Source organism: Arcobacter caeni (assembly GCF_003063245.1).
Classification (GTDB): Bacteria; Campylobacterota; Campylobacteria; order Campylobacterales; family Arcobacteraceae; genus Aliarcobacter; species Aliarcobacter caeni.
In genome coordinates this window covers 1-20,043 of sequence record NZ_MUXE01000025.1, presented here as the reverse complement: position 1 = coordinate 20,043, position 20,043 = coordinate 1, and the positions used below count along the sequence as shown (strand labels likewise).

Sequence of the window (20,043 nt, the reverse complement as noted above, 5' to 3'; positions counted from 1 at the left end):
AGTTTGTATAACTTCTTTGAGTATATTTTTAAACTCATTTGTTATCTCATCTAGAGAAGTTAATTCTCCAGATTTTAATTGTCTTATTAGCTCTTCGTGGTTTATTAAACTCATGTAAATCCTTTACAATTATTTACTTGATTATATATCAAATAAATCTATTTTTTTAGGTTTACACAGTTATTTTTACACTCTCTCTAAATTAAAGTTTAGCTTTTTTATTTATACTCTCAAACCCATATTTTCAGGAAGTCCTAACATAATATTCATATTTTGAACAGCAGCTCCTGAAGCTCCTTTTCCTAGATTATCAAGTCTTGAAATTACTAAAAGATAATCATCACTTTCATAAACTGAAATTTCAATTGTATTTGTATTATTGCATTTCATAGCATCCAAAAAACCTGCATCAAGATATGTACTGTCATCTTCAACTATTTTTACAAACTCTTCATTTTTGTAATATTCTTTGTATAAAGAAACTACCTCAGCTCTTGATATTTGTTTTTCTAATTCCTCTTTTATTAAATATGACATTACTAACATACCTTGAGCGAAATTCCCAACACTTGGTGTAAAAAATGGAGCTGATTGCAAACCTAAAACATGTTTCATTTCAGGTAAATGTTTATGACTTAAACCTAAAGCATAAGGTCTTTGGCTTTGAAATTTATCTTTATTTTCAGGTGCTTCATAAATATCTATTAAACCTTTTCCTCCACCACTATATCCAGTAATTGAGTGGCAAACGATTTTTTGTTTTTTTGAAACTATGTTATTTACAATTAATGGTTTCATTGCCATAATAAATCCACTTGCATGACAACCAGGAACACAAACTCTATTAGAGTTTTTTATTTTTTCTCTTTGTGTTTTGTTTAATTCTGCTATTCCATAAGTCCAATCAGAATTTGTTCTATGAGCTGTACTTGCATCTATTACTTTTGTTGTATTGTTAGTAATTAATTTTACAGATTCTTTTGAAGCCTCATCAGGTAAACATAAAAAAACTAAATCAGCTTCATTTAAAAACTTCTTTTTGATTTCTAAATCTTTTTTATCTTCTTCATTGATTGTTAAGATTTCAAGTTCATTTCTATCTTTTAGCATTTCATGGATTTTTAATCCTGTTGTTCCAAACTGACCATCTACAAAGATTTTATATTTCATTTTTGTTTTTCCTTTTATTTACTTTTTTTAAATATGCTTTTTGAAGTATCATATACTAACTCATAATAGTTATTGTTGTTATACGAAAATTCTTTTATAACTTCAAGTTTTAATTTTTTTGTATGGGCTTCATAAGACCTTGTATTTATTTTATTTATAAATGTTATCAAAATAGGAAATTTTTTTGTCATATTTTCCCTAGCAAAATCAAATATTTGCTCAAAAACTCCACTTCCTCTATACTCTTTATCCACACAAACAGGTCCATATTGATATGAGTTTTGAACAGTTAGTTTTTGACCTAAATATTCCAAGTTATGTAAATCTTCCACCATAAAAGCAAACATAGGCCATCTTGACCAAAACTTCCATGAAGCACTCATCACATAAGCTACAACTTTTTCATCATTAACTGCTATAAATAAACCCTGCTCTATTGTAATCAAATCAATCATTTGCTCTTTTGTAAAAGCAGTTGTTATAAATCCATCTTTTTTATCTTCTTGTCTTATACTATCTATTTGATATTTAGAATGTAACTCTAATACTTTTTCTATATCTTCTATTTGTGCTATTTTGTATTTCATTTATTTTCCCATATATTGTTTTAAAATTTCACTTAACTCTTCATCACTTAGATTTTCTTTTTCAGTTTTTGAGTAAATTGATATTAAAACTATTTTATTTTTTATTTGTTGATATATGATTACTCTAAATCCACCACTTTTTCCAGTAGGAATTGATGAATTTTTAACTCTTTTTTTAAATATATTAAAACCCAGATAAACACCTAAATCATTATTACTCTGTATTTCTTCAACTGCTTGTTTTAAATCAGATTTTAAAAGTTTATATTTTTTTGATAATTTTTTAGCTTCTTTTAAAAAACTATCACTATATTCAATCATCAAGTTCATCCCATAGTTTATCTATAGAGTGAGTATTTCCTTTTTTTGTATCTTCTAATCCACTTTGAATAACTTGTAATATTTTTTTTGCTTCTATTTCTTTTAAAGCTTCTTTCATGCTTTCATATTCATCTTTTGAGATAATAACAGCTTCAACTTTATTGTTTTTTAAAATTGCTAGTTTATCTACTGTATTATCTTTTATTAAAGTTAAATAAGAACCAAATTTTTTTGCAAATTCAGATGATGAAATAAGTTCATTTGTTGAATAAGTTACCATAAATAACTCCTTTTATATTCCGTATAATTATGCGGATAATATTATCGTAAAATATTTATATTTTCAAGTATTTTTAAATTCTTTATACTTTCCCTGATTGTATTCAATTTAAAATATCTTACTTTTATTATTCTATCTCCACCTTTTATAATATATCCACTAATTAAAACCTAATAATTAAACTTACAATCATCCATTCAATAAGCTATTAACAAATCTATCCTATAATATGAGCTTCAAAAATTTAAAGGCAAAACATGACAGATTCAATCAAAATATTTAACGCTTGTGAAAATAACTTAAAAAATATAAACTTAGAAATACCAAAAAATAAACTTATAGTATTCACAGGACTTTCAGGTTCTGGAAAATCAACTTTAGCATTTGACACTCTTTATGCTGAGGGTCAAAGAAGATATATTGAATCTTTATCTTCTTACGCTAGACAATTCTTAGACAAAGTTGGAAAACCAAATGTTGAAAGAATTGAAGGATTAACTCCTGCAATTGCCATTGATCAAAAAACAACTTCAAAAAATCCTCGTTCAACAGTTGGAACTATTACAGAAGTATATGACTACTTTAGACTTTTATATGCTCGAATTGGGAAACAACACTGTCACCAATGTGGAGAACCAATCTCTCAAATGAGTGCAAGTGATGTAATTACTCAAGTTTTAACTTTACCAAATGATTCAAAAGTTATTATCCTAGCTCCTTTAATAAACAGAAAAAAAGGAAGTTTTGCTGATTTATTAGAAAGTCTAAGAGGCAAAGGTTATGTAAGAGCCATGATTGATGGTGTTATGGTAAGACTTGATGAAGAAATAGAGTTAGCAAAAACTCAAATGCACACAATCAAAGTTGTAATTGATAGGGTTACAATAAAAGAAGAAAATAGAGACCGAATCGCTCAAGATATAGAAAAAGGTTTAAAAGAGAGTTACGGAGAACTTGAAATTGAAGTAATAAACCATGAAGAAGTGGGAACTGAAAAACATATTCACTACTCTGAACACATGGCTTGTTTCTCTTGTAAAATCTCTTTTGAACCACTTGAACCTTTATCATTTTCTTTTAACTCACCAAAAGGTGCATGTTCATCTTGTGATGGTTTAGGAATTAGATACGCTCTTGATATGAAAAAAGTTATTAATGAAGATTTAGCTATTGAAGATGGAGCTATTAAAGTTATCTATGGTTTTAATAAAGGTTTTTATTTCAAAATGCTTTTAGCTTTTTGTGAGGGAACTGATATAGCTGTAAATGTTCCTTTTAGGGATTTACCAGAACATCAGAAAAAAGCTATTTTACATGGAAGTGTTGATGATGCAACATTTTTTTGGAAAAAACATAAACTTACACGAAAATGGGAAGGTATTGTAAAACTAGCTTACGACATGATAAAAGAAGAAAAAGAGATGAGTGAATACATGACTGAAAAGAAATGTGACTCTTGTAATGGAAATAGACTAAAACCCTCTTCTCAAAGTGTTTTTGTAGCTGGTAAAACAATAAGTGATATTTTAAATATTCCAATTGAAGATGCACACGCTTTTTTCCAAGATGATTCAAACTTTGATTATTTAAATGAACAATTTAAAATGATTTCAAAACCTATTTTAAAAGAGATAAAAGAAAGAATCTTCTTTTTATTTGATGTTGGTTTAGGCTATATAACTTTAGGAAGAGATGCAAGAACTATAAGTGGTGGAGAAGCTCAAAGAATTAGAGTTGCATCTCAAATTGGTTCTGGACTTACAGGAGTTATGTATGTACTTGATGAGCCATCTATTGGACTTCATGAAAGAGATACAAATAAACTTATCAAAACTCTTCGTGCTTTACAAGAAAAAGGAAATACAGTAATTGTTGTTGAACATGATAAAGAGACTATTCAAGCAGCTGATTATATTGTTGATATTGGACCAAATGCTGGAAAATATGGTGGAGAAATTGTATTTGCTGGAACTTTAAAAGAGATGAACAAAGCAAAAACTCTGACTGCAAAATATGTAACTGGGGCTAAAAAAATAGATTATGTTCATAATAGACCTCAAGAAGAGTTTATCCAAATCAAAAATGTAACAATAAATAATATCAAAGATTTAGATGTAAAAATTCCTCTTAAAAATCTATGTGCAATTACAGGAGTTTCAGGAAGTGGAAAATCATCACTTATTTTACAAACCCTACTTCCAGTTGCAAAAGAGCTTTTAAATAGAGCTAGAAAAGTAAAAAAAGTTGATGGTGTAGAAATTGAGGGACTTGAAAAACTGGATAAAGTTATCTATCTTGACCAAAGTCCAATTGGAAGAACGCCAAGGTCAAATCCTGCAACTTATACGGGACTTATGGATGAATTAAGAGAATTGTTTGCAAAAACAAAAGAAGCTAGTCTAAGAGGTTATAAAATAGGAAGATTTTCATTTAATGTAAAAGGTGGAAGATGTGAAAAATGCCAAGGTGAGGGAGAAATAAAAATCGAAATGCATTTCTTACCAGATATTATGGTGAAATGTGATGATTGCCATGGAAGAAGATACAATTCTCAAACTTTAGAAATTTTCTACAAAGGTAAAAATATTTCTGATGTTTTAAATATGAGTGTTGATGAAGCTTTAGAGTTTTTTGCAAAAGTTCCAAAATTAAATGCAAAACTTCAAACACTTAGTGATGTTGGTTTGGGATATATTACTTTAGGGCAAAATGCAGTTACACTTTCAGGTGGTGAAGCTCAAAGAATTAAACTAAGTAAAGAGTTAAGTAAAAAAGATACAGGAAATACTCTTTATGTTTTAGATGAACCAACAACTGGTTTACACTTTGCCGATGTTGATAGGCTTACAAAAGTATTACATCACTTAGTTGATTTAGGAAACTCTGTTTTAGTAATCGAACATAATCTTGATGTTATCAAAAACTCTGATTGGGTTATTGATATGGGTCCTGAGGGTGGAAATAAAGGTGGAATGATAGTTGATGAGGGAACACCTGAGTTTTTAGCTTCAAATCACAAAATTTCAGGTTCATATACTGGATATTATTTAGATAAAGAGATAAATGGCTAATGAAAATAGATTATTCTATTTTTAATCAAAAAACTGCAATAGATAGATTTTTATTTGCAGTTGAAAATGGCTATTTTGTGGAAGCTCACGAATTACTCGAAGATGATTGGAATTTTTATAAAAAACAAGAAGAAAAAGAAAAAGCTCTTGTTTTAAAAGGTTTGATAAATGGTGCAACTGCACTTGCACTTTTTCATATAAAAAAAAGACCTTTAGGTTACGAAAAAGTTTGGTTAGCTTTTATTAAATATATTCCATTATTAGATATTGTAGAGTTTGAAGATAAAGACAAATATTATAAAGCAAAAAATTTATTAATAAAATTAAGTAAAGAAGTAGAAGCCAAGTTATAAAAAATATAACTTGACTTTGAAAATTTCAAATATTAAGCCTCAGGATTAAGGCTCATCAAATAAGCTTTTGTTCTCATCATTTCTTGAGTAGGATATTGATTTTCAATATTTCCTCTTTCAACTTTTACAAAAAAATCTTTAGACGAAGTATTGTAACCAAAGTTTGTATTTGATAATACAACTTCAAATTTATTTGAAGTTGGCGCTTTATCTTCAACTTTTTTGGTTTGTGAAACTTCATCTTTCTTTTTTGAAATCGCTTCTTGTTCTAGTTGTTTAATAGCATCTTCAGTTGTAATTTCTGGTGACTTATTCGATGGTTGAATTTTTTTGACTTCTAAAGCACTATTATCACTAAATTGGTCAATCTTTGGCAACATTCCATATTGCATGATAAGCTCCTTTTAAAAAGTTTTTATTTCCATATTATACTACTATTTTTGGTTTTTGAATAAAAGTTACTTTATAAGTTTATTTTGATATTATTTGCCTCAAATTCTTTACAATTTACAAGGAGAAAAACTTGGAATATCATTCCCGTCAGATTCATTTTTATACAGGAAAAAATAAATGGATATTTTAATATTACTATTTATTACTGTTATTGCTACAGCTTTTGTGTGTTCTTTATTAGAATCTATTTTACTATCAACAAATATCACTTACATCTCTGTATTAGAAAAAGAAAATCCAAACTCTGGACGACTTCTTAAAAAACTAAAATTAGACATAGATAAATCTATTGCATCAATTCTTATATTAAGTACAACTGCAAATACTTTAGGTGCTGTTGCTATTGGAATTCAAGCTAAAAATGTGTTTGCTGGAAATAGTACTTTAATTATGGCTATTTCAATAATTTTTACTTTAATAGTTCTATTCTTTTGTGAAATAATTCCAAAAACAATTGGTGCAATTTATTGGAAACAATTAGCTATTTATACTCCAAGAATTATAAATTTATTTATATTTATAACTTATCCTTTAATTCTTCTTACTTTAATTATTACAAAAAAAGTTGGTACAGAAACACATGATAAGATTTCAAGAGAAGAGTTACTTCAATCTACTTTATTAAGTGAAGAAGAAGGAATGATTAGTGATTTAGAATCAAAAATTATTGAAAATACTCTTGATTTAAATAACAAAAAATTAAAAGATATTTTAACTCCTCGTTCTGTTATGTATGCAATAGAAAAAAACTCTTTAATCAAAGATATAATAGAAGATAAAAGAACTTTCAAATTTTCAAGAGTTCCTGTATATGAGGGAACAATTGATAATATTGTAGGAATAATCCTAACAAAAAAATTATTTAAACAATCAATAAAAGAAAAAAATATACTCATAGAAGATGTTATGAAACCTGTTTTTACTTTACATGAAAGTATTAATGTTGCAAAAGCTTTGAAATTATTTATTCAAAAAAAAGAGCATATGTTTATAGTTCATGATTCATATAATCAAACTGAGGGAATTGTAACTTTAGAAGATTGTTTAGAGACTCTTTTAGGGCTTGAAATAATGGATGAATTAGACACAACAGCTGATATGAGAGAACTAGCATTAAATAAAATGAAAGCTAAAAGAAAAGAATCAAAAGAGATAATATGAGTACAACATTTGATTATGAAAAATTAAAACTTTTCTATATAGGAAAAGAAAAAATCAATGAATCAGATTTTACTCCTTTAGTTTATAAAAACAAAGATTTAACAACTCACGCTGCAATCATAGGAATGACAGGAAGTGGAAAAACTGGACTTGGTATTTCACTTTTAGAAGAAGCAGCTATTGATAATATTCCCTCAATTATAATAGACCCAAAAGGTGATATGGGAAATTTACTTCTTACTTTTCCAAATTTAAATGGAAGTGATTTTGAACCTTGGATAGAAGAGCAAGATGCAATTAATAATGGTTTAAGTGTTTCTGAACTTGCTTTAAAAACTGCACAATCTTGGGAAAATGGACTTGAAGCAGATTTTCAAAGTCAAGAAAGAATCCAAAAACTAAAAGATTCTGCTGATTTTACTATTTATACTCCAGGAAGTAATGCTGGAGTTCAAATATCGATTTTATCATCTTTTAAAGCTCCAAGTATTGAAGTTTTGGAAGATAATGAGTTATTAGTTTCATTGATTAATTCAACTGTTAGTTCAATATTATCGCTAATTGATGAAAAAGATGATAGTTCTTCAAAAGAGTTTATTTTAATCTCAACTGTTTTTATGAACTCTTACTCAAACCAAAAAGATTTAAGCCTTGAAGAGTTAATCTCATTTATCGTAACTCCCGCTTTTTCAAAAGTTGGAATTTTTGATTTAGAAACATTTTTTCCTCAAAATGAAAGATTAAAATTAGCACTTAAACTAAATACAATTATTGCAAATCCGTCATTTAAATCTTGGATTGAAGGTCAGCCTTTAGATATTTCAAATCTAATGTATGATGAAAATGGGAAAGCAAAAGTTTCTATATTTTCAATCGCCCACCTAAATGATTCTCAAAGAATGTTTTTTGTTTCACTTTTATTAAATCAAATGGTTTCGTGGATGAGAAGACAAGAGGGAACAACTTCACTTAAAGCCCTACTTTATATGGATGAAATTTTTGGATATTTCCCACCAAATGCAAATCCACCATCAAAACAACCAATGCTTACACTTTTAAAACAAGCAAGGTCTTTTGGTGTGGGAATCATACTTTCAACTCAAAATCCAGTTGACATTGACTATAAAGGTTTAGCAAATATTGGAACTTGGTTTATTGGACGATTACAAACAAAACAAGATAAAGAAAAAGTAATTGATGGTTTAAGTTCTGCCGTTGAGGGAAAAATAGATAAAAATGAAATAGAAAATCTTTTATCAAATCTTGAAAAAAGAACTTTTATTATGAAAAATATAAATGAAGATGGAATAAAAGTTTTTCAAACAAGATGGGCTTTATCATATTTAAAAGGTCCAATTACAAAAGAGCAAATCAAATTTTTGATGGCAAATAAAAAGCTAAGCTCGTCAGCTATTAAAGAAGAAAATCCAACTTCTAAACAAAAAGTTGAAATAGCTAATAAACAAAATAGTTTAAAACCTTTGATTCCCAATATTTTAGAGCAAAAATATTTATATTCATCACAAAAAGATAGTTATTATTTACAAGCATATTTACTTTGTAAATGTTCACTTCATTTTGCTGATTCTGTTAAAAATATTGATTTAACATCTGAGCTAAATTATGGATATTATTTACAAAAAGATGCTTTAAATATTAATTATGAAGAATTTGAAGAAATACCTAATCTAAACTCTTTTGAGACAAAAGAGAGATTAAACTCAAACTATTATGAAACTCCGATTTTTATCCAAAATGAAAAAGAGTTAAAACAGATTCAAAAAGATTTTACTGATTATGTTTATAGAAACTCTAAATTAAGCTTATTTAAAAACGAAGCTTTAAAAATTGTTTCAAAACAAAATGAGAATTTAATGGATTTTAAAATAAGAATCCAAGATAGATTAAATGAAAGAGTTGATGAAGAAATTGAAAACTTACAAATAAAATTCAAAAAAACAAATGATTCAATAGAAGATAAATTAAATAAACTTTTTGATAAAAAAGAAAAAGAGCAACTTCAAGCAACTTCAACAACAACTGATACGATTATAGCAATAGGAACATCACTTTTAGGAGCTTTTTTTGGAAAGTCAACAACTGCTTCAACTTTAGGGAAAATGGCTTCAAGCGCCAAAGGAGCTACTCGGATTTTAAAAGAGAGAAGTGATGTAAAATATGTTGAAAATGATATTGAACAACTTCTAATACAAAAAGATGAACTTCAAAAAACTTTAGAATATGAAATATCAAAAATAAATGAAGAAAATAAAATCTCAAATTTCCAAATTGAAGAGATTTTTATAAAACCCAAAAGAACTGATATTTATAATATCAAACTAGAGTTATTATGGAAAGAAGAATAAGAAAAAAGCCTAAGAAAGTACAATATTGCAAATAAAAAATCAAAGAGAAATCTGTTATAAGTGCTATAGACCAAAAACTTCATGTATTTGTGAACATTTAATAAATCCGATAAATACAAATACAAAGTTTGTTATTTTGATGCATCCAAAAGAGTTTAGAAAAACAAAAAATGGAACAGGTCATATGACAAATAATTCTTTAGAAAATTGTGAGTTGTATGTAGGAATTGATTTTACAAATCACAAAAGAGTAAATGAACTTTTAAATGATGAAAACTATGAAGCTTTTATTTTATATCCTGATATAAATAGTATAAAATTAAATACTCAAAAACTTCCAAATGAGAAAAAAGCATTAATTTTTATTATAGATTCAACTTGGCCTTGTTCGAAAAAAATATTAAGACTAAGTACTAATTTACACAATTTAAATAAAGTTAGTTTTGAACATAATAAATCATCACAATTCAAAATAAAAACTCAACCAAATCAATATTGTTTATCTACAATTGAATCAACTTTATGTTTACTTGAACAATTAAACTTTCAAAATGTAGAAAATATATCATTATCAGCTTTGGAAAACTTCTTAACTCCTTTTGAAAAAATGGTAAATTACCAAGTAAAATGTGCCTTTGATGAAAATGATGTTAGATACAAAATTCCTTATAAAAAAGCTATTTAGTGTATAAAGTAAACCTTTTGTTAAACTTGAGTTTAACTAATAATAATTTATTAATGTTTTTAATGAAAATTTGGATATTTTAAAATCTTTATTTATATAAAACTATTTTGGAGACTCCTCAAATGCCTAAACTAAAACTTATCGTTTTTGCTTTATTAATTAACTACTCTTTATTTGCAAATACACAAAATTCTTTTGAAACAGATTCAAAGAAAAATATAAAATCACTTTTAACTAAAAACTATGAAAATTTATTAATTAGTAAAGTAAATCTGGAAAATTATTACTACACAAATGATTTCAAACCATATTGGATTAATGAAAAAGGAGTAAAAGATATAGGTTTATCACTTTTAGATAAAATCAAAAATGATCCTGTATTAAAACCTCATGTTAGTCAACTATTTAGATTAGATGAAGTGATGAATACTCTAAACTCTTTGGATAAATCAAATCCTAAATATCTTGAAAATCTTGTAAGAATTGATTTTATGTTAACTGAATTATTTGATAGATATGTTACATATTTAACAAAAGGTTCTATAAAATGGTCTACTTTTGAAGAAAAATTAACTGAACTTGAGAAAGAAACAGAAATAAAAGCATCTTGGAATAAATACTCTTTAAATAAAGATTCAAAGCTTTTATTAAAAAAAGTTATTGAAAAAAATGATTTATCAAGTGTTTTGGATGAAATAGATTTTAATTATCCCCAAGTAAAAGAATTGATTTCAGCTATTGGTGAACTTGAAAAAGTATCAGCAAAAGGTGGATATACAAAAATCCCTGAATCTAAATCTTTAAGAATTGGTGATGTATCTGAAACTCTTCCTTATTTGAGAAAAAGATTATTTGAAAGTAATGATTTATCATTAAAATGTGAAAATAATATTGAAGCTCAGAATTTAATTACTCATAGTATAAATACAAATGAAAATGCTTTAAATGAAGTAAATCCAGAACTTGAAAGATTAAGTAAAAATTGTGAAAATATTTTTGATGAAGATTTAAAAAATGCAGTTATATCTTTTCAAAAAAAACATGGTTTATCTTCAGATGGTGTAGTTGGTGGACAAACACAAAGATTTCTTAATATTTCAGCAGATAAAAAAATCTCAATAATTAGACTAAACTTAGAAAGAATGAGATGGTTACCTAGAGATTTAGGTGAAAAATATTTAGTTATAAATGTTCCTGAGTATAAATTAAGATTATATGAAAATAATCAGATTGTATTAAATATGGCTGTAATTGTTGGAGATAAGAAGTTTCCTACTCCAATTTTCTCAGATAAAATATCTTATGTAGTTTTAAATCCTAGCTGGAATATTCCTGATAGTATTGCAAAAAATGAAATTATTCCAAAACTTTTAAAAGACCCTAATTATTTAGCAGATAAAGGAATAGATATTTATGCTGGATGGAATGGCAATCCTGAAAAAGTTGATTCAAAAAATATAATAGATGGTGCAATTTTAGAAGATGAAGAGTATCTTAGAAATTTTAGATTCTCTCAAACTTCAAATCATGATAATCCACTTGGAAAAATGAAATTTATGTTCCCTAATAAATACTCTGTATACATCCATGACACTCCTGCAAAGAGTTTATTTGCAAATGCTAGAAGAGCTTATTCTCATGGCTGTATTAGGCTTTCTAAACCAGAAGAATTACTTTCTATAATTGCAAATGAAGATAAAAATTTAGATATTCTAAAAGCGAATGAAATATTATCAAGTAAAGTTAGCGAAAAATCTATTAGCCTAGATAAAAAGATTCCTATTCATATAATTTATTTAACTTCATGGGTTGATGAAAATGGTGTTTTACAATTTAGGGATGATATTTATAATTTTGATAAGATTCAAAAAGAGTTATTGTTTTAACTCTTTTTGATATTAATCTATTTAAATAGATTGTTCTAGTTTTTTTAGTCTTTTCTTTTCAACTAACATTTTGTCTTGAAATTGTTTACTTTTATCTCTTGCAAATGCTTGCATATCTTCAACTTCATCCATTTCATCCATAATTTCAACACCCAATAAAGTCTCAATTGCATCTTCTAAAGTTACAACTCCACTTGTTTGACCATAGTTATCATGAACAATAAATAAATGTGTTTTTCTCTTAACAAATAAGTCTATTAAAACTGAAACGGGTACATTCTCAGAGATTTTATGAACAGGAACTGTGATATTTTTTAATAAAGTATCATCTCGTTCTTCAACACTTTCTTCTAAAATAGTTTGATTAAATACAACTCCAATAATATCATCTATTGATTCATTAAAAATTGGTATTCTAGAGTGAATATACATTTTATCATCTTCAATAGCTTCTTCAACTGTTATATCAGCTTGTAGCGCAAATACAACACTTCGTGGAGTCATAATCTCTTTTGTTTTAATATTTTTTAGTTTAAAAAGATTTTCAATTAAAACACTCTCTTTAGAATGAATTGAACCTTCTTTCTCTCCCATTGTTACAACAGCCATAACTTCTTCTCTTGAAAAATTAATTTCTTCTTTTTTACCTTTTGAAATATAGTTTGTAATAAAACTTGAAAACCATACTAAAGGAAAAGTTATTTTTATCATAATTGAAATTAAATAAGCAGATGGAATCAATAAACTTTTCCAGTAAATAGCTCCAATTGTTTTTGGAATAATTTCAGATGCATAAAGAATCAATAAAGTTAATAAAAATGCAATTAGCGCTTGCCATTCAGCACCAAATAATATCTGAGCTTGTGCACCAACACCGGCTGCTCCCATTGTATGTGCAAAAGTATTAAGTGTCAAAATTGATGATATTGGTTTATCAATATTTGCTTTTAACTCTTTTAATAATTTAATGCCATCTTCATTACTTTCATTATCTTTTTTAGATAAAGTCTCTATATATGAAGGTGTACTTGAAAGTAAAACTGCTTCTAAAACAGAGCATAAAAAAGATACAGATAACGCGATAAGAAGATATGTGATTAGAAGGGTCATTTGATACACCCCATGTAAGAGAAGTTTAAAGTACGCCTATAATAGGAGTCGGTTTGGTTCATTTTTTCTGTCCTTTTTAAATTTTGAGCAATATTATAACATAAGTCTATATAAAAATTTCACTTAATTAAAGAAATATTATTTAAAATATGATATATATTTTCTACAGTTAAATGATGTTTATCTTCAAGTATTTTCATAAAAAATCTAACTTCTGCATTTGTAAAACCATCAAGTTCTTTATCTTTTATAGAGATATTATTCTCTTCAAGTCTAACTCTTTTTAGTTTACCATTTGTCTCTTTTGCATAATAAACAATATCAAGTTGTGTTTGATTTACTTTTTCTATGGTTACTATTATTCTGTCTGATTTAATTTTTAACTCAAACTCTGGATATAAAACTAAAAACTCAGATGTATTTATATATCCAATATAAAGTTTTGTATAAATATCAAAAAATAGTCCTAGTTTTGGTGATGAAAAAAACTTTAAATCAACTGTGAATTTAGGGTTTTCTCTTGATTTATTTAAAATCCATTCTAAGGTAGGGAAATATTGAAATTTTGTATATTTTACTTTTAGAGCTTCTATATATTTAGAGTGTTTTGGAGCTTTTAGAGTTTGAACATCATTTTTAACTTTTTTTGCAAAAATGATTTTTTCGATTAACTCTTCGTCTTCTAAATCTTTTGTTATCCAAATTGTTGCATATTGTGGGAAGTTTTTAAGTCCTGTAGAACCCACGGTTACCACAATCAAAGCTTTGATTATTAAAGTTGGGAAAATCATCTTTAAAAGAGCATATTTTTTTGTAAGTCTTTTATTTAAACTTGAAGTTTTTTTTGAAGTACTCATTTCCACAAAATAGACACTATCTTTTGTAAAAAACAAAGCATCAAACTCACTAATATCTTTGTAAGCTGATTTATAAACTATTTGAGAACTTCTATCTATTAAAAGTCCACTTTTTATATATAAATTTTCCTTATCTTGATAAGGACCTTTTAATACAAATCTTGTGATTTCATCTTGAGTAAGTGCATATTTAAGCAAAAGCTCATAAACAATATTTTCATAAATTTCGCCTTTAAAGCTACTATATGCTGAAATATATGATAAATCTTCTTTTGAAGTATTATTTTTTACTAAAGCTTTTAAGCTTTTACTGTCGTATGAGTAATGAAAAAGGTTTTCTTTTATATCTTCTATTTCTAGTTGTTTTATTTTATCTGTTATTATAAATTGCAAGTTTTCTCTTCTAATTCTTAAGTGAATCGATTATATCTAAATAAATTTTAAATCACTTAAATATTTTAACTAAAGCTTCAAATATATTCATGTATAATCAAAAACTAACAAAATATAGCTATCAGGGAAAATATTGAACTTCTTCAAAAAATATGCATTTTTAAAAATCACACTAATCGTAACCTTATTTTCATTTATTATTTTAGGTACTTATTTAAACGGTGTTTTTGAAAAAATTCAAAATGGCTATAAAAGAGATGCTGAAAAAAATAGTGAACTCCAATACAACAAAATTGAAAAAAATCTTTTAAATACAAAAAAAGACATTTTATATATTGCAAATTTATATAAATACTTTTTAGAAAATAATAATTATAAACAAGAAGAACAATTAGAGTTTTTTACTCAAACTTTAAAAAGAATAGTTGAATCAAGAAAAATTTATTCACAAGTTAGATTTATAAATACTCAAGGCTCTGAGGTTGTAAGAGTTGATTATAAAGATTCAAAATCTATCGTTATAAAAAAAGAAGACCTACAAAATAAAGCTGATAGATACTATTTCAAAGAATCATTAAGTCTAAAAGATGGTGAAATATACCTTTCAAAATTTGATTTAAATATTGAAAATGGACAAATCGAAATACCATATAATCCAACACTTAGATTAATAACTCCTGTTACAAATAAAGATGGTGAAATAATTGGTTATATTTTAATAAATTATTTAGGAGATGAAATATTATCAGAGTTAAAATCATCAACAAATGAGATAAAAACCCTACTTTTAAATATAGATTCATATTATATAGTAGGGTTTAATCCAGCTGATGAGTGGGCATTTATGTTTAATAAAAATATTAATTTCCAAAATAGTTATCCAAAAATATGGAATGATTTTAAAAATACAAAAGTTGACCACTCTTTTACTTTACAACAAGATAATATGCATTTTTCTTTTCATACAGTAAACCCTGTAGATATAGTAAGCCCAAATAGAGAAACAAAATCTAGAAGAATCTGGACTATTGTTTCTTATGTAAATCATGAAAAAATATTAGAAAAGTTTTATGAATTTCTTTTTTCAATAAAATATTTAATGATTGGTTTTGGATTTATTATTTTATCATTTGCATATATTTTATCTTTGTATATGAAAAAAATATATGCTGGAAATCTAAGAATAGAACTTGCAGATGAAGTTTTTAGAAATACAATTGAGGGTATTTTAGTTTTAGATAATGAGGCTAAAATCATACAAGTAAATAACGCATTTACAGATATTACAGGTTATCTTGAAAAAGAAATAATAGGAAAAAGCCCTAGTATTCTCCATGGTAAATATGGTGAATCAAAAGAATTTTATAAAAACCTATGGAACTCAATTAATGCTAAAAATAATTGGAGTGGAGAAATAAAAAATCAACATAAAAATGGTCAAGAATATATTTCTAAACTCTCTATTGGAGTTGTTAAAACAGATATGAATATTGCTTATTATATTGGAGTATTTTCTGATATTTCAAAACAAAGAGAAATCAATGAAACCTTAGAAAAAACTGCAATTGCTTTAAAAAACAGTCTAAATGAACTAAAAAATGCTCAAAATAAATTAATTGAATCAGAAAAACTAACAGCTTTAGGACAACTAATTGCAGGAATTTCTCACGAAATAAACTCACCACTTGGAGCTATAAAATCATCATCTGATAATATTTTAGAATCAATAAAAAATGTAATTGAACAAGTTCCAAAATTAAACTCTTTATTAAACAAAGAAGAAAAAGAGTTATTTGAAAAATTAAAATCAGTTCTTCCTCTTGAAATTGGTATTTTAAGTATAAAAGAACAAAGATTTTTAAAGAAAAAAATTGTAGAACAACTAGACAATATGCAAATAGAAAATAGTAGATATTTTGCAGATAAATTCTCACAATTTAATGTGGAAGATATTACACCATATAAAAATCTTTTAGTTCACAAAGATGCAATGTTTATAATTGATACTCTTTTTGAAGAGTATTTGGCTATTTCAAATATTCATAATATTAGACATTCTGTGAATCGAGCTTCAAAAACTATTTATGCGCTTAAAAAATTTGCCCACTTTGACCATGATAGAGAGGGAATTATAGAAAAAGTAGAAGATTCAATAAATAATATATTGATTCTTTTTAGTCATAATCTTAAACAAGGAATAGAAGTTGTAAGAAACTACTCTTCCCTTGAATCAATATTTTGTTATCCAGATGAACTTTCTCAGGTTTGGATGAATTTAATATCTAATGCAATTCATGCCATGAATAACTCAGGAAAATTAGAAATTTCGACTTATGAAAATAGTGATTATCAAATAGTATCAATCAAAGATAATGGAAATGGAATATCAAAAGATATTCAAGATAAAATATTTGAACCATTTTTCACTACAAAAAAATCAGGTGAAGGAAGTGGTTTAGGCTTAGATATTGTGAAAAAAATAGTTGAAGCCCATAATGGTAAAATAGAGTTACAAAGTGATGAAAATGGAACTAAATTCACTATTTATTTATCTAAAAATTTAAAAGGAAAAGAATAAATGACTGCTGCAATATTATGTGTTGATGATGAAGAAATTGTACTTAGAGCTTTGAGTCAAGATTTAAATAGACACTTTAAAGATGACTATTTAATAGAATTAGCACAAAGTGCAGAAGATGCTTTTGAAATTTTAGATGAATTAAAAAGTGATGGCATACGAATTTTAGTTATTGTTTCTGATTGGTTAATGCCAGGAATGAAAGGTGATGAATTTTTAATAAAAGCTCACAAAAGATTTCCAAAAGTTATAAAAATGCTTCTTACAGGACAAGCAGACAAAGAAGCCATAAAAAATGCTCAACTTAATGCAAATCTAAAATATACTTTTTCAAAACCGTGGGATGCAAAAGAACTTATATCTAAAATAGAAGAAGAAATTGGGAAAATGAATGATTAGAGCTATTTTATGTGTTGATGATGAACCAATTGTTTTAACATCTTTAAAAACTCAACTGAATACTTTTTTTGGTAATGAATATGATATAGAACTTGCCCAAAGTGCAGAAGATGCTTTGGAAATTATAGAAGAGTTAAAAGAAGAAAATATCGAAATTGAACTAATTATTAGTGATTTTTTTATGCCTGGAATGAAAGGTGATGAGTTTTTAATTAAAGCTCAAAGTTTACTTCCAAAAACAAAAAAAATGCTTTTAACTGGTCAAGCAAATATTGATGGCATAACAAATATCATAAATTATGGAGCATTATATAGATATATTCCAAAACCTTGGGAACAAACAGATCTTATAATGACAATAAAAGAGGCTTTAAAAAGTTATAAAAATGAAAAAGATTTAGAGTTTTATACAAAACATTTAAAAGAATTAGTAGATAAAAAAACTTTAGAAAATAAAACTTATCTTGAAATTGTTGATAAATATCTTATTGCTTCAAAAACTGATTTAGATGGAATAATCACAGAAGTTTCAACAGCATTTTGTGATATTTCAGGATATACACAAGAAGAATTAATTGGAAAAAATCACAATATCATAAGACATCCAGATATGAAAAATGAAGTTTTTAAAGAGTTATGGGAAACTATAAAAAAATCTTTAGTTTGGGAAGGTGAGATTAAAAACCTCAAAAAAGATGGAGGTTTTTATTGGATAAAAAAAAGAGTTTCTCCTATTTTTGAAACCGATAAAAAAGTAGTTGGTTATGCTTCAATTAGCATTGATATAACAGATAATAAAGAAATAGAAATTCTTTCAATAACAGACCATATGACAAAACTTTATAATAGAAGATTTTTTAATGAAATCTTTGATAAAGAGATTAATCGTGCAAAAAGAGATGATAAAACTTTAGGTTTTATTATCTTAGATATTGATCATTTCAAACAATACAATGACACTTATGGGCATCAAATGGGAGATTTAGTTCTTCAATCTATTGCTAATACTTTAAAAGAAAACTTACAAAGACCTAGCGATTATGCCTTTAGACTAGGTGGTGAAGAGTTTGGAGTTTTAGTTTGTGATATAGATTTAGAGGGACTTACTATTTTAGTTAAAAAGATAAAAGAAGCCATTGAAGATTTAAATATAGCTCATAATCAAAGCTCCGTATCAAAATTTGTAACAGCATCTGTTGGCGCTTGTGTAATAAAAACAAATAAAAATACCACCCAAGAAAAGATTTTTAAATTTACTGATGATTTATTATATGAAGTTAAAAATAGCGGTAGGAATAATTTTCTTGTAAAAGAATTTGAAGAATATAAAGAGATTAAATAAAATTATTTAATCTCTTTTATTAAAAACTCATTTTCCCCAAATCATCAAATTTCATAAAAAGTTTTAAATCACAAATAAAGTCCTCATCCAAACTATCATAGGCTCTTTTCATACGAGAATATCTTGCCATATGATTTTTTTCAATAGCCTTTTGCATACCTCTTAAAAGATAATGATAACGCACTAATTTTTTTGTGTATTCGCAAACTCTGTAATTTTTGATGATGTCATAACTTACCTCTTCATGATTGTGAAAGGAATATTCATTAGTTATTTTGTCCTTTTCATCTTGAAAAGCAACATAAGGTTTTCCAACATCATGTAAAAATGCAGCAGGAATCATTTTGTATTTTTTAGCTTTAAAAGTGTGAAAAACAACAGCTAAAGTGTGAAGTAAAACACCAAATTTATGCCATTTGTTTTGTTTGATAAATAGTGTTATATAAAACTCTTTTTTTAGGATTCTTTTTAAATTCATTCGAAATAATATCATTAAGTTGTTTTTATGTCATTTAGAATGAAAACAATATAAATAATAAATTAAGATACAGTACAAAATCAGCCATTGAATAAGAAAACTTTAATTATTTTTTAAATATTAGATACAAGAATTAAACTAATAATAGTATTTATGCTACAATTATTTAGATTTAAAAGGAGCAATATATGTCAATAAAAGAAGAAGTACTTGCACTAAAACCTATTGAAAAGCTAAAACTAATTGATGAATTATTATTAAGTCTTGATAAACCAAATAAAGATTTTGATGATGTTTGGGCAAAAGAAGTTGAAAAAAGAGTTGATGCTTATGATAAAGGTCAAATATTAAAGATTGAAGCTAAAGAATATTATGAGTATCAACAATCAAATCTTTGAATAAAATTCACTGAAGATAAACTAAATAGGTAGTGTTCATCATTCTGTGTCAGCCTAGATAATTCCTAAAATTCTATCATAAATTTAAAGCATCATCAAGCCGTCCATCAAAGTGGATGGCTAGTTGTGAAATTGTTAAGCTCCAATTTCTTATT

Annotated in this window: 18 protein-coding genes; 10 read left to right on the top strand and 8 right to left on the bottom strand. The window is 26.3% G+C overall.

From position 1 onward, the window contains the following. Window positions 1-222 precede the first annotated feature (222 nt). From argC to B0174_RS11650, 4 genes are read right to left on the bottom strand one after another with little or no spacing between them, the layout of a single operon-like run. Entirely contained in the window at window positions 223-1,170 is a 948-nt protein-coding gene (gene argC / locus B0174_RS11665; protein ID WP_108561202.1) for an N-acetyl-gamma-glutamyl-phosphate reductase, read from the bottom strand. 14 nt (window positions 1,171-1,184) lie between these two features. Further along, entirely contained in the window at window positions 1,185-1,757 is a 573-nt protein-coding gene (locus B0174_RS11660; RefSeq protein ID WP_108561199.1) for a GNAT family N-acetyltransferase, read from the bottom strand. Continuing rightward, window positions 1,758-2,078 (bottom strand): type II toxin-antitoxin system RelE/ParE family toxin, encoded by a 321-nt coding sequence (locus B0174_RS11655; protein WP_165790427.1) that lies wholly within the window; start codon window positions 2,076-2,078, stop codon window positions 1,758-1,760. Beyond that, window positions 2,071-2,358 carry a type II toxin-antitoxin system Phd/YefM family antitoxin gene (locus B0174_RS11650; protein ID WP_108561193.1) on the bottom strand — a complete coding sequence of 96 codons (288 nt, stop codon included), beginning with the start codon at window positions 2,356-2,358 and terminating at the stop codon, window positions 2,071-2,073. Before B0174_RS11650 ends, B0174_RS11655 begins: the two co-directional genes overlap by 8 nt. Window positions 2,359-2,615: 257 nt before the next feature. Here B0174_RS11650 and uvrA point away from each other — a divergent pair, with 257 nt between their 5' ends. Next, window positions 2,616-5,429, top strand: a complete 2,814-nt coding sequence (gene uvrA, locus B0174_RS11645) for an excinuclease ABC subunit UvrA (RefSeq protein WP_108561190.1) — start codon at window positions 2,616-2,618, stop codon at window positions 5,427-5,429. Beyond that, window positions 5,429-5,782, top strand: coding sequence for a DUF309 domain-containing protein (locus B0174_RS11640; RefSeq protein WP_108561187.1), 354 nt, complete (start codon window positions 5,429-5,431; stop codon window positions 5,780-5,782). The genes uvrA and B0174_RS11640 overlap by 1 nt, the downstream gene beginning before the upstream one ends. A 32-nt stretch (window positions 5,783-5,814) precedes the next feature. Here the strand turns inward: B0174_RS11640 and B0174_RS11635 are convergent, their stop codons facing one another. Beyond that, entirely contained in the window at window positions 5,815-6,174 is a 360-nt protein-coding gene (locus tag B0174_RS11635) for a hypothetical protein (RefSeq protein WP_108561184.1), read from the bottom strand. A gap of 178 nt (window positions 6,175-6,352) precedes the next feature. Here B0174_RS11635 and B0174_RS11630 point away from each other — a divergent pair, with 178 nt between their 5' ends. The 4 genes from B0174_RS11630 to B0174_RS11615 all read left to right on the top strand — a co-directional run bounded on the left by B0174_RS11630 (window position 6,353) and on the right by B0174_RS11615 (window position 12,333). Further along, window positions 6,353-7,396, top strand: a complete 1,044-nt coding sequence (locus B0174_RS11630; RefSeq protein WP_108561181.1) for a CNNM domain-containing protein — start codon at window positions 6,353-6,355, stop codon at window positions 7,394-7,396. Beyond that, window positions 7,393-9,762: an ATP-binding protein gene (locus tag B0174_RS11625; protein ID WP_108561178.1), complete on the top strand. Its 2,370-nt coding sequence runs from the start codon at window positions 7,393-7,395 to the stop codon at window positions 9,760-9,762. The genes B0174_RS11630 and B0174_RS11625 overlap by 4 nt, the downstream gene beginning before the upstream one ends. A gap of 25 nt (window positions 9,763-9,787) precedes the next feature. Further along, window positions 9,788-10,447: a tRNA-uridine aminocarboxypropyltransferase gene (locus B0174_RS11620; RefSeq protein ID WP_108561175.1), complete on the top strand. Its 660-nt coding sequence runs from the start codon at window positions 9,788-9,790 to the stop codon at window positions 10,445-10,447. 122 nt (window positions 10,448-10,569) lie between these two features. Continuing rightward, the gene (locus tag B0174_RS11615; RefSeq protein WP_108561172.1) at window positions 10,570-12,333 is read left to right on the top strand and encodes a L,D-transpeptidase family protein; all 1,764 of its coding nucleotides are present in this window, start codon (window positions 10,570-10,572) and stop codon (window positions 12,331-12,333) included. A gap of 21 nt (window positions 12,334-12,354) precedes the next feature. On the opposite strand, the gene B0174_RS11610 is transcribed toward B0174_RS11615, so the two are convergent. Next, entirely contained in the window at window positions 12,355-13,443 is a 1,089-nt protein-coding gene (locus B0174_RS11610) for a CNNM domain-containing protein (protein ID WP_108561169.1), read from the bottom strand. Between the two features lie 119 nt (window positions 13,444-13,562). Further along, window positions 13,563-14,693, bottom strand: a complete 1,131-nt coding sequence (locus B0174_RS11605) for a hypothetical protein (protein ID WP_108561166.1) — start codon at window positions 14,691-14,693, stop codon at window positions 13,563-13,565. Between the two features lie 133 nt (window positions 14,694-14,826). Here B0174_RS11605 and B0174_RS11600 point away from each other — a divergent pair, with 133 nt between their 5' ends. Genes B0174_RS11600 through B0174_RS11590 form a run of 3 tightly spaced genes read left to right on the top strand, consistent with a single transcriptional unit; the run spans window position 14,827 to window position 19,012 of the window. Beyond that, the gene (locus tag B0174_RS11600) at window positions 14,827-17,271 is read left to right on the top strand and encodes a PAS domain-containing sensor histidine kinase (protein ID WP_108561163.1); all 2,445 of its coding nucleotides are present in this window, start codon (window positions 14,827-14,829) and stop codon (window positions 17,269-17,271) included. Then, window positions 17,272-17,670, top strand: a complete 399-nt coding sequence (locus B0174_RS11595; RefSeq protein WP_108561160.1) for a response regulator — start codon at window positions 17,272-17,274, stop codon at window positions 17,668-17,670. Further along, a complete protein-coding gene (locus tag B0174_RS11590) occupies window positions 17,663-19,012 on the top strand; it encodes a GGDEF domain-containing response regulator (RefSeq protein WP_108561157.1) in 1,350 nt (449 codons plus the stop codon). Before B0174_RS11595 ends, B0174_RS11590 begins: the two co-directional genes overlap by 8 nt. A 19-nt stretch (window positions 19,013-19,031) precedes the next feature. Here B0174_RS11590 and B0174_RS11585 read toward each other — a convergent pair whose 3' ends face one another. After that, window positions 19,032-19,490 (bottom strand): HD domain-containing protein, encoded by a 459-nt coding sequence (locus tag B0174_RS11585; RefSeq protein ID WP_108561154.1) that lies wholly within the window; start codon window positions 19,488-19,490, stop codon window positions 19,032-19,034. Window positions 19,491-19,678: 188 nt separating this feature from the next. On the opposite strand from B0174_RS11585, the gene B0174_RS11580 reads away from it, so the two are divergent. Then, window positions 19,679-19,888, top strand: coding sequence for an addiction module protein (locus tag B0174_RS11580; RefSeq protein WP_108561151.1), 210 nt, complete (start codon window positions 19,679-19,681; stop codon window positions 19,886-19,888). Window positions 19,889-20,043: the final 155 nt, after the last annotated feature.

Coding starts and splice junctions, on each gene's coding strand:
- argC (WP_108561202.1), bottom strand. CDS start 1,170: ATGAAATATAAAATCTTTGTAGATGGTCAGTTTGGAACAACAGGATTA.
- B0174_RS11660 (WP_108561199.1), bottom strand. CDS start 1,757: ATGAAATACAAAATAGCACAAATAGAAGATATAGAAAAAGTATTAGAG.
- B0174_RS11655 (WP_165790427.1), bottom strand. CDS start 2,078: ATGATTGAATATAGTGATAGTTTTTTAAAAGAAGCTAAAAAATTATCA.
- B0174_RS11650 (WP_108561193.1), bottom strand. CDS start 2,358: ATGGTAACTTATTCAACAAATGAACTTATTTCATCATCTGAATTTGCA.
- uvrA (WP_108561190.1), top strand. CDS start 2,616: ATGACAGATTCAATCAAAATATTTAACGCTTGTGAAAATAACTTAAAA.
- B0174_RS11640 (WP_108561187.1), top strand. CDS start 5,429: ATGAAAATAGATTATTCTATTTTTAATCAAAAAACTGCAATAGATAGA.
- B0174_RS11635 (WP_108561184.1), bottom strand. CDS start 6,174: ATGCAATATGGAATGTTGCCAAAGATTGACCAATTTAGTGATAATAGT.
- B0174_RS11630 (WP_108561181.1), top strand. CDS start 6,353: ATGGATATTTTAATATTACTATTTATTACTGTTATTGCTACAGCTTTT.
- B0174_RS11625 (WP_108561178.1), top strand. CDS start 7,393: ATGAGTACAACATTTGATTATGAAAAATTAAAACTTTTCTATATAGGA.
- B0174_RS11615 (WP_108561172.1), top strand. CDS start 10,570: ATGCCTAAACTAAAACTTATCGTTTTTGCTTTATTAATTAACTACTCT.
- B0174_RS11610 (WP_108561169.1), bottom strand. CDS start 13,443: ATGACCCTTCTAATCACATATCTTCTTATCGCGTTATCTGTATCTTTT.
- B0174_RS11595 (WP_108561160.1), top strand. CDS start 17,272: ATGACTGCTGCAATATTATGTGTTGATGATGAAGAAATTGTACTTAGA.
- B0174_RS11590 (WP_108561157.1), top strand. CDS start 17,663: ATGATTAGAGCTATTTTATGTGTTGATGATGAACCAATTGTTTTAACA.
- B0174_RS11585 (WP_108561154.1), bottom strand. CDS start 19,490: ATGAATTTAAAAAGAATCCTAAAAAAAGAGTTTTATATAACACTATTT.
- B0174_RS11580 (WP_108561151.1), top strand. CDS start 19,679: ATGTCAATAAAAGAAGAAGTACTTGCACTAAAACCTATTGAAAAGCTA.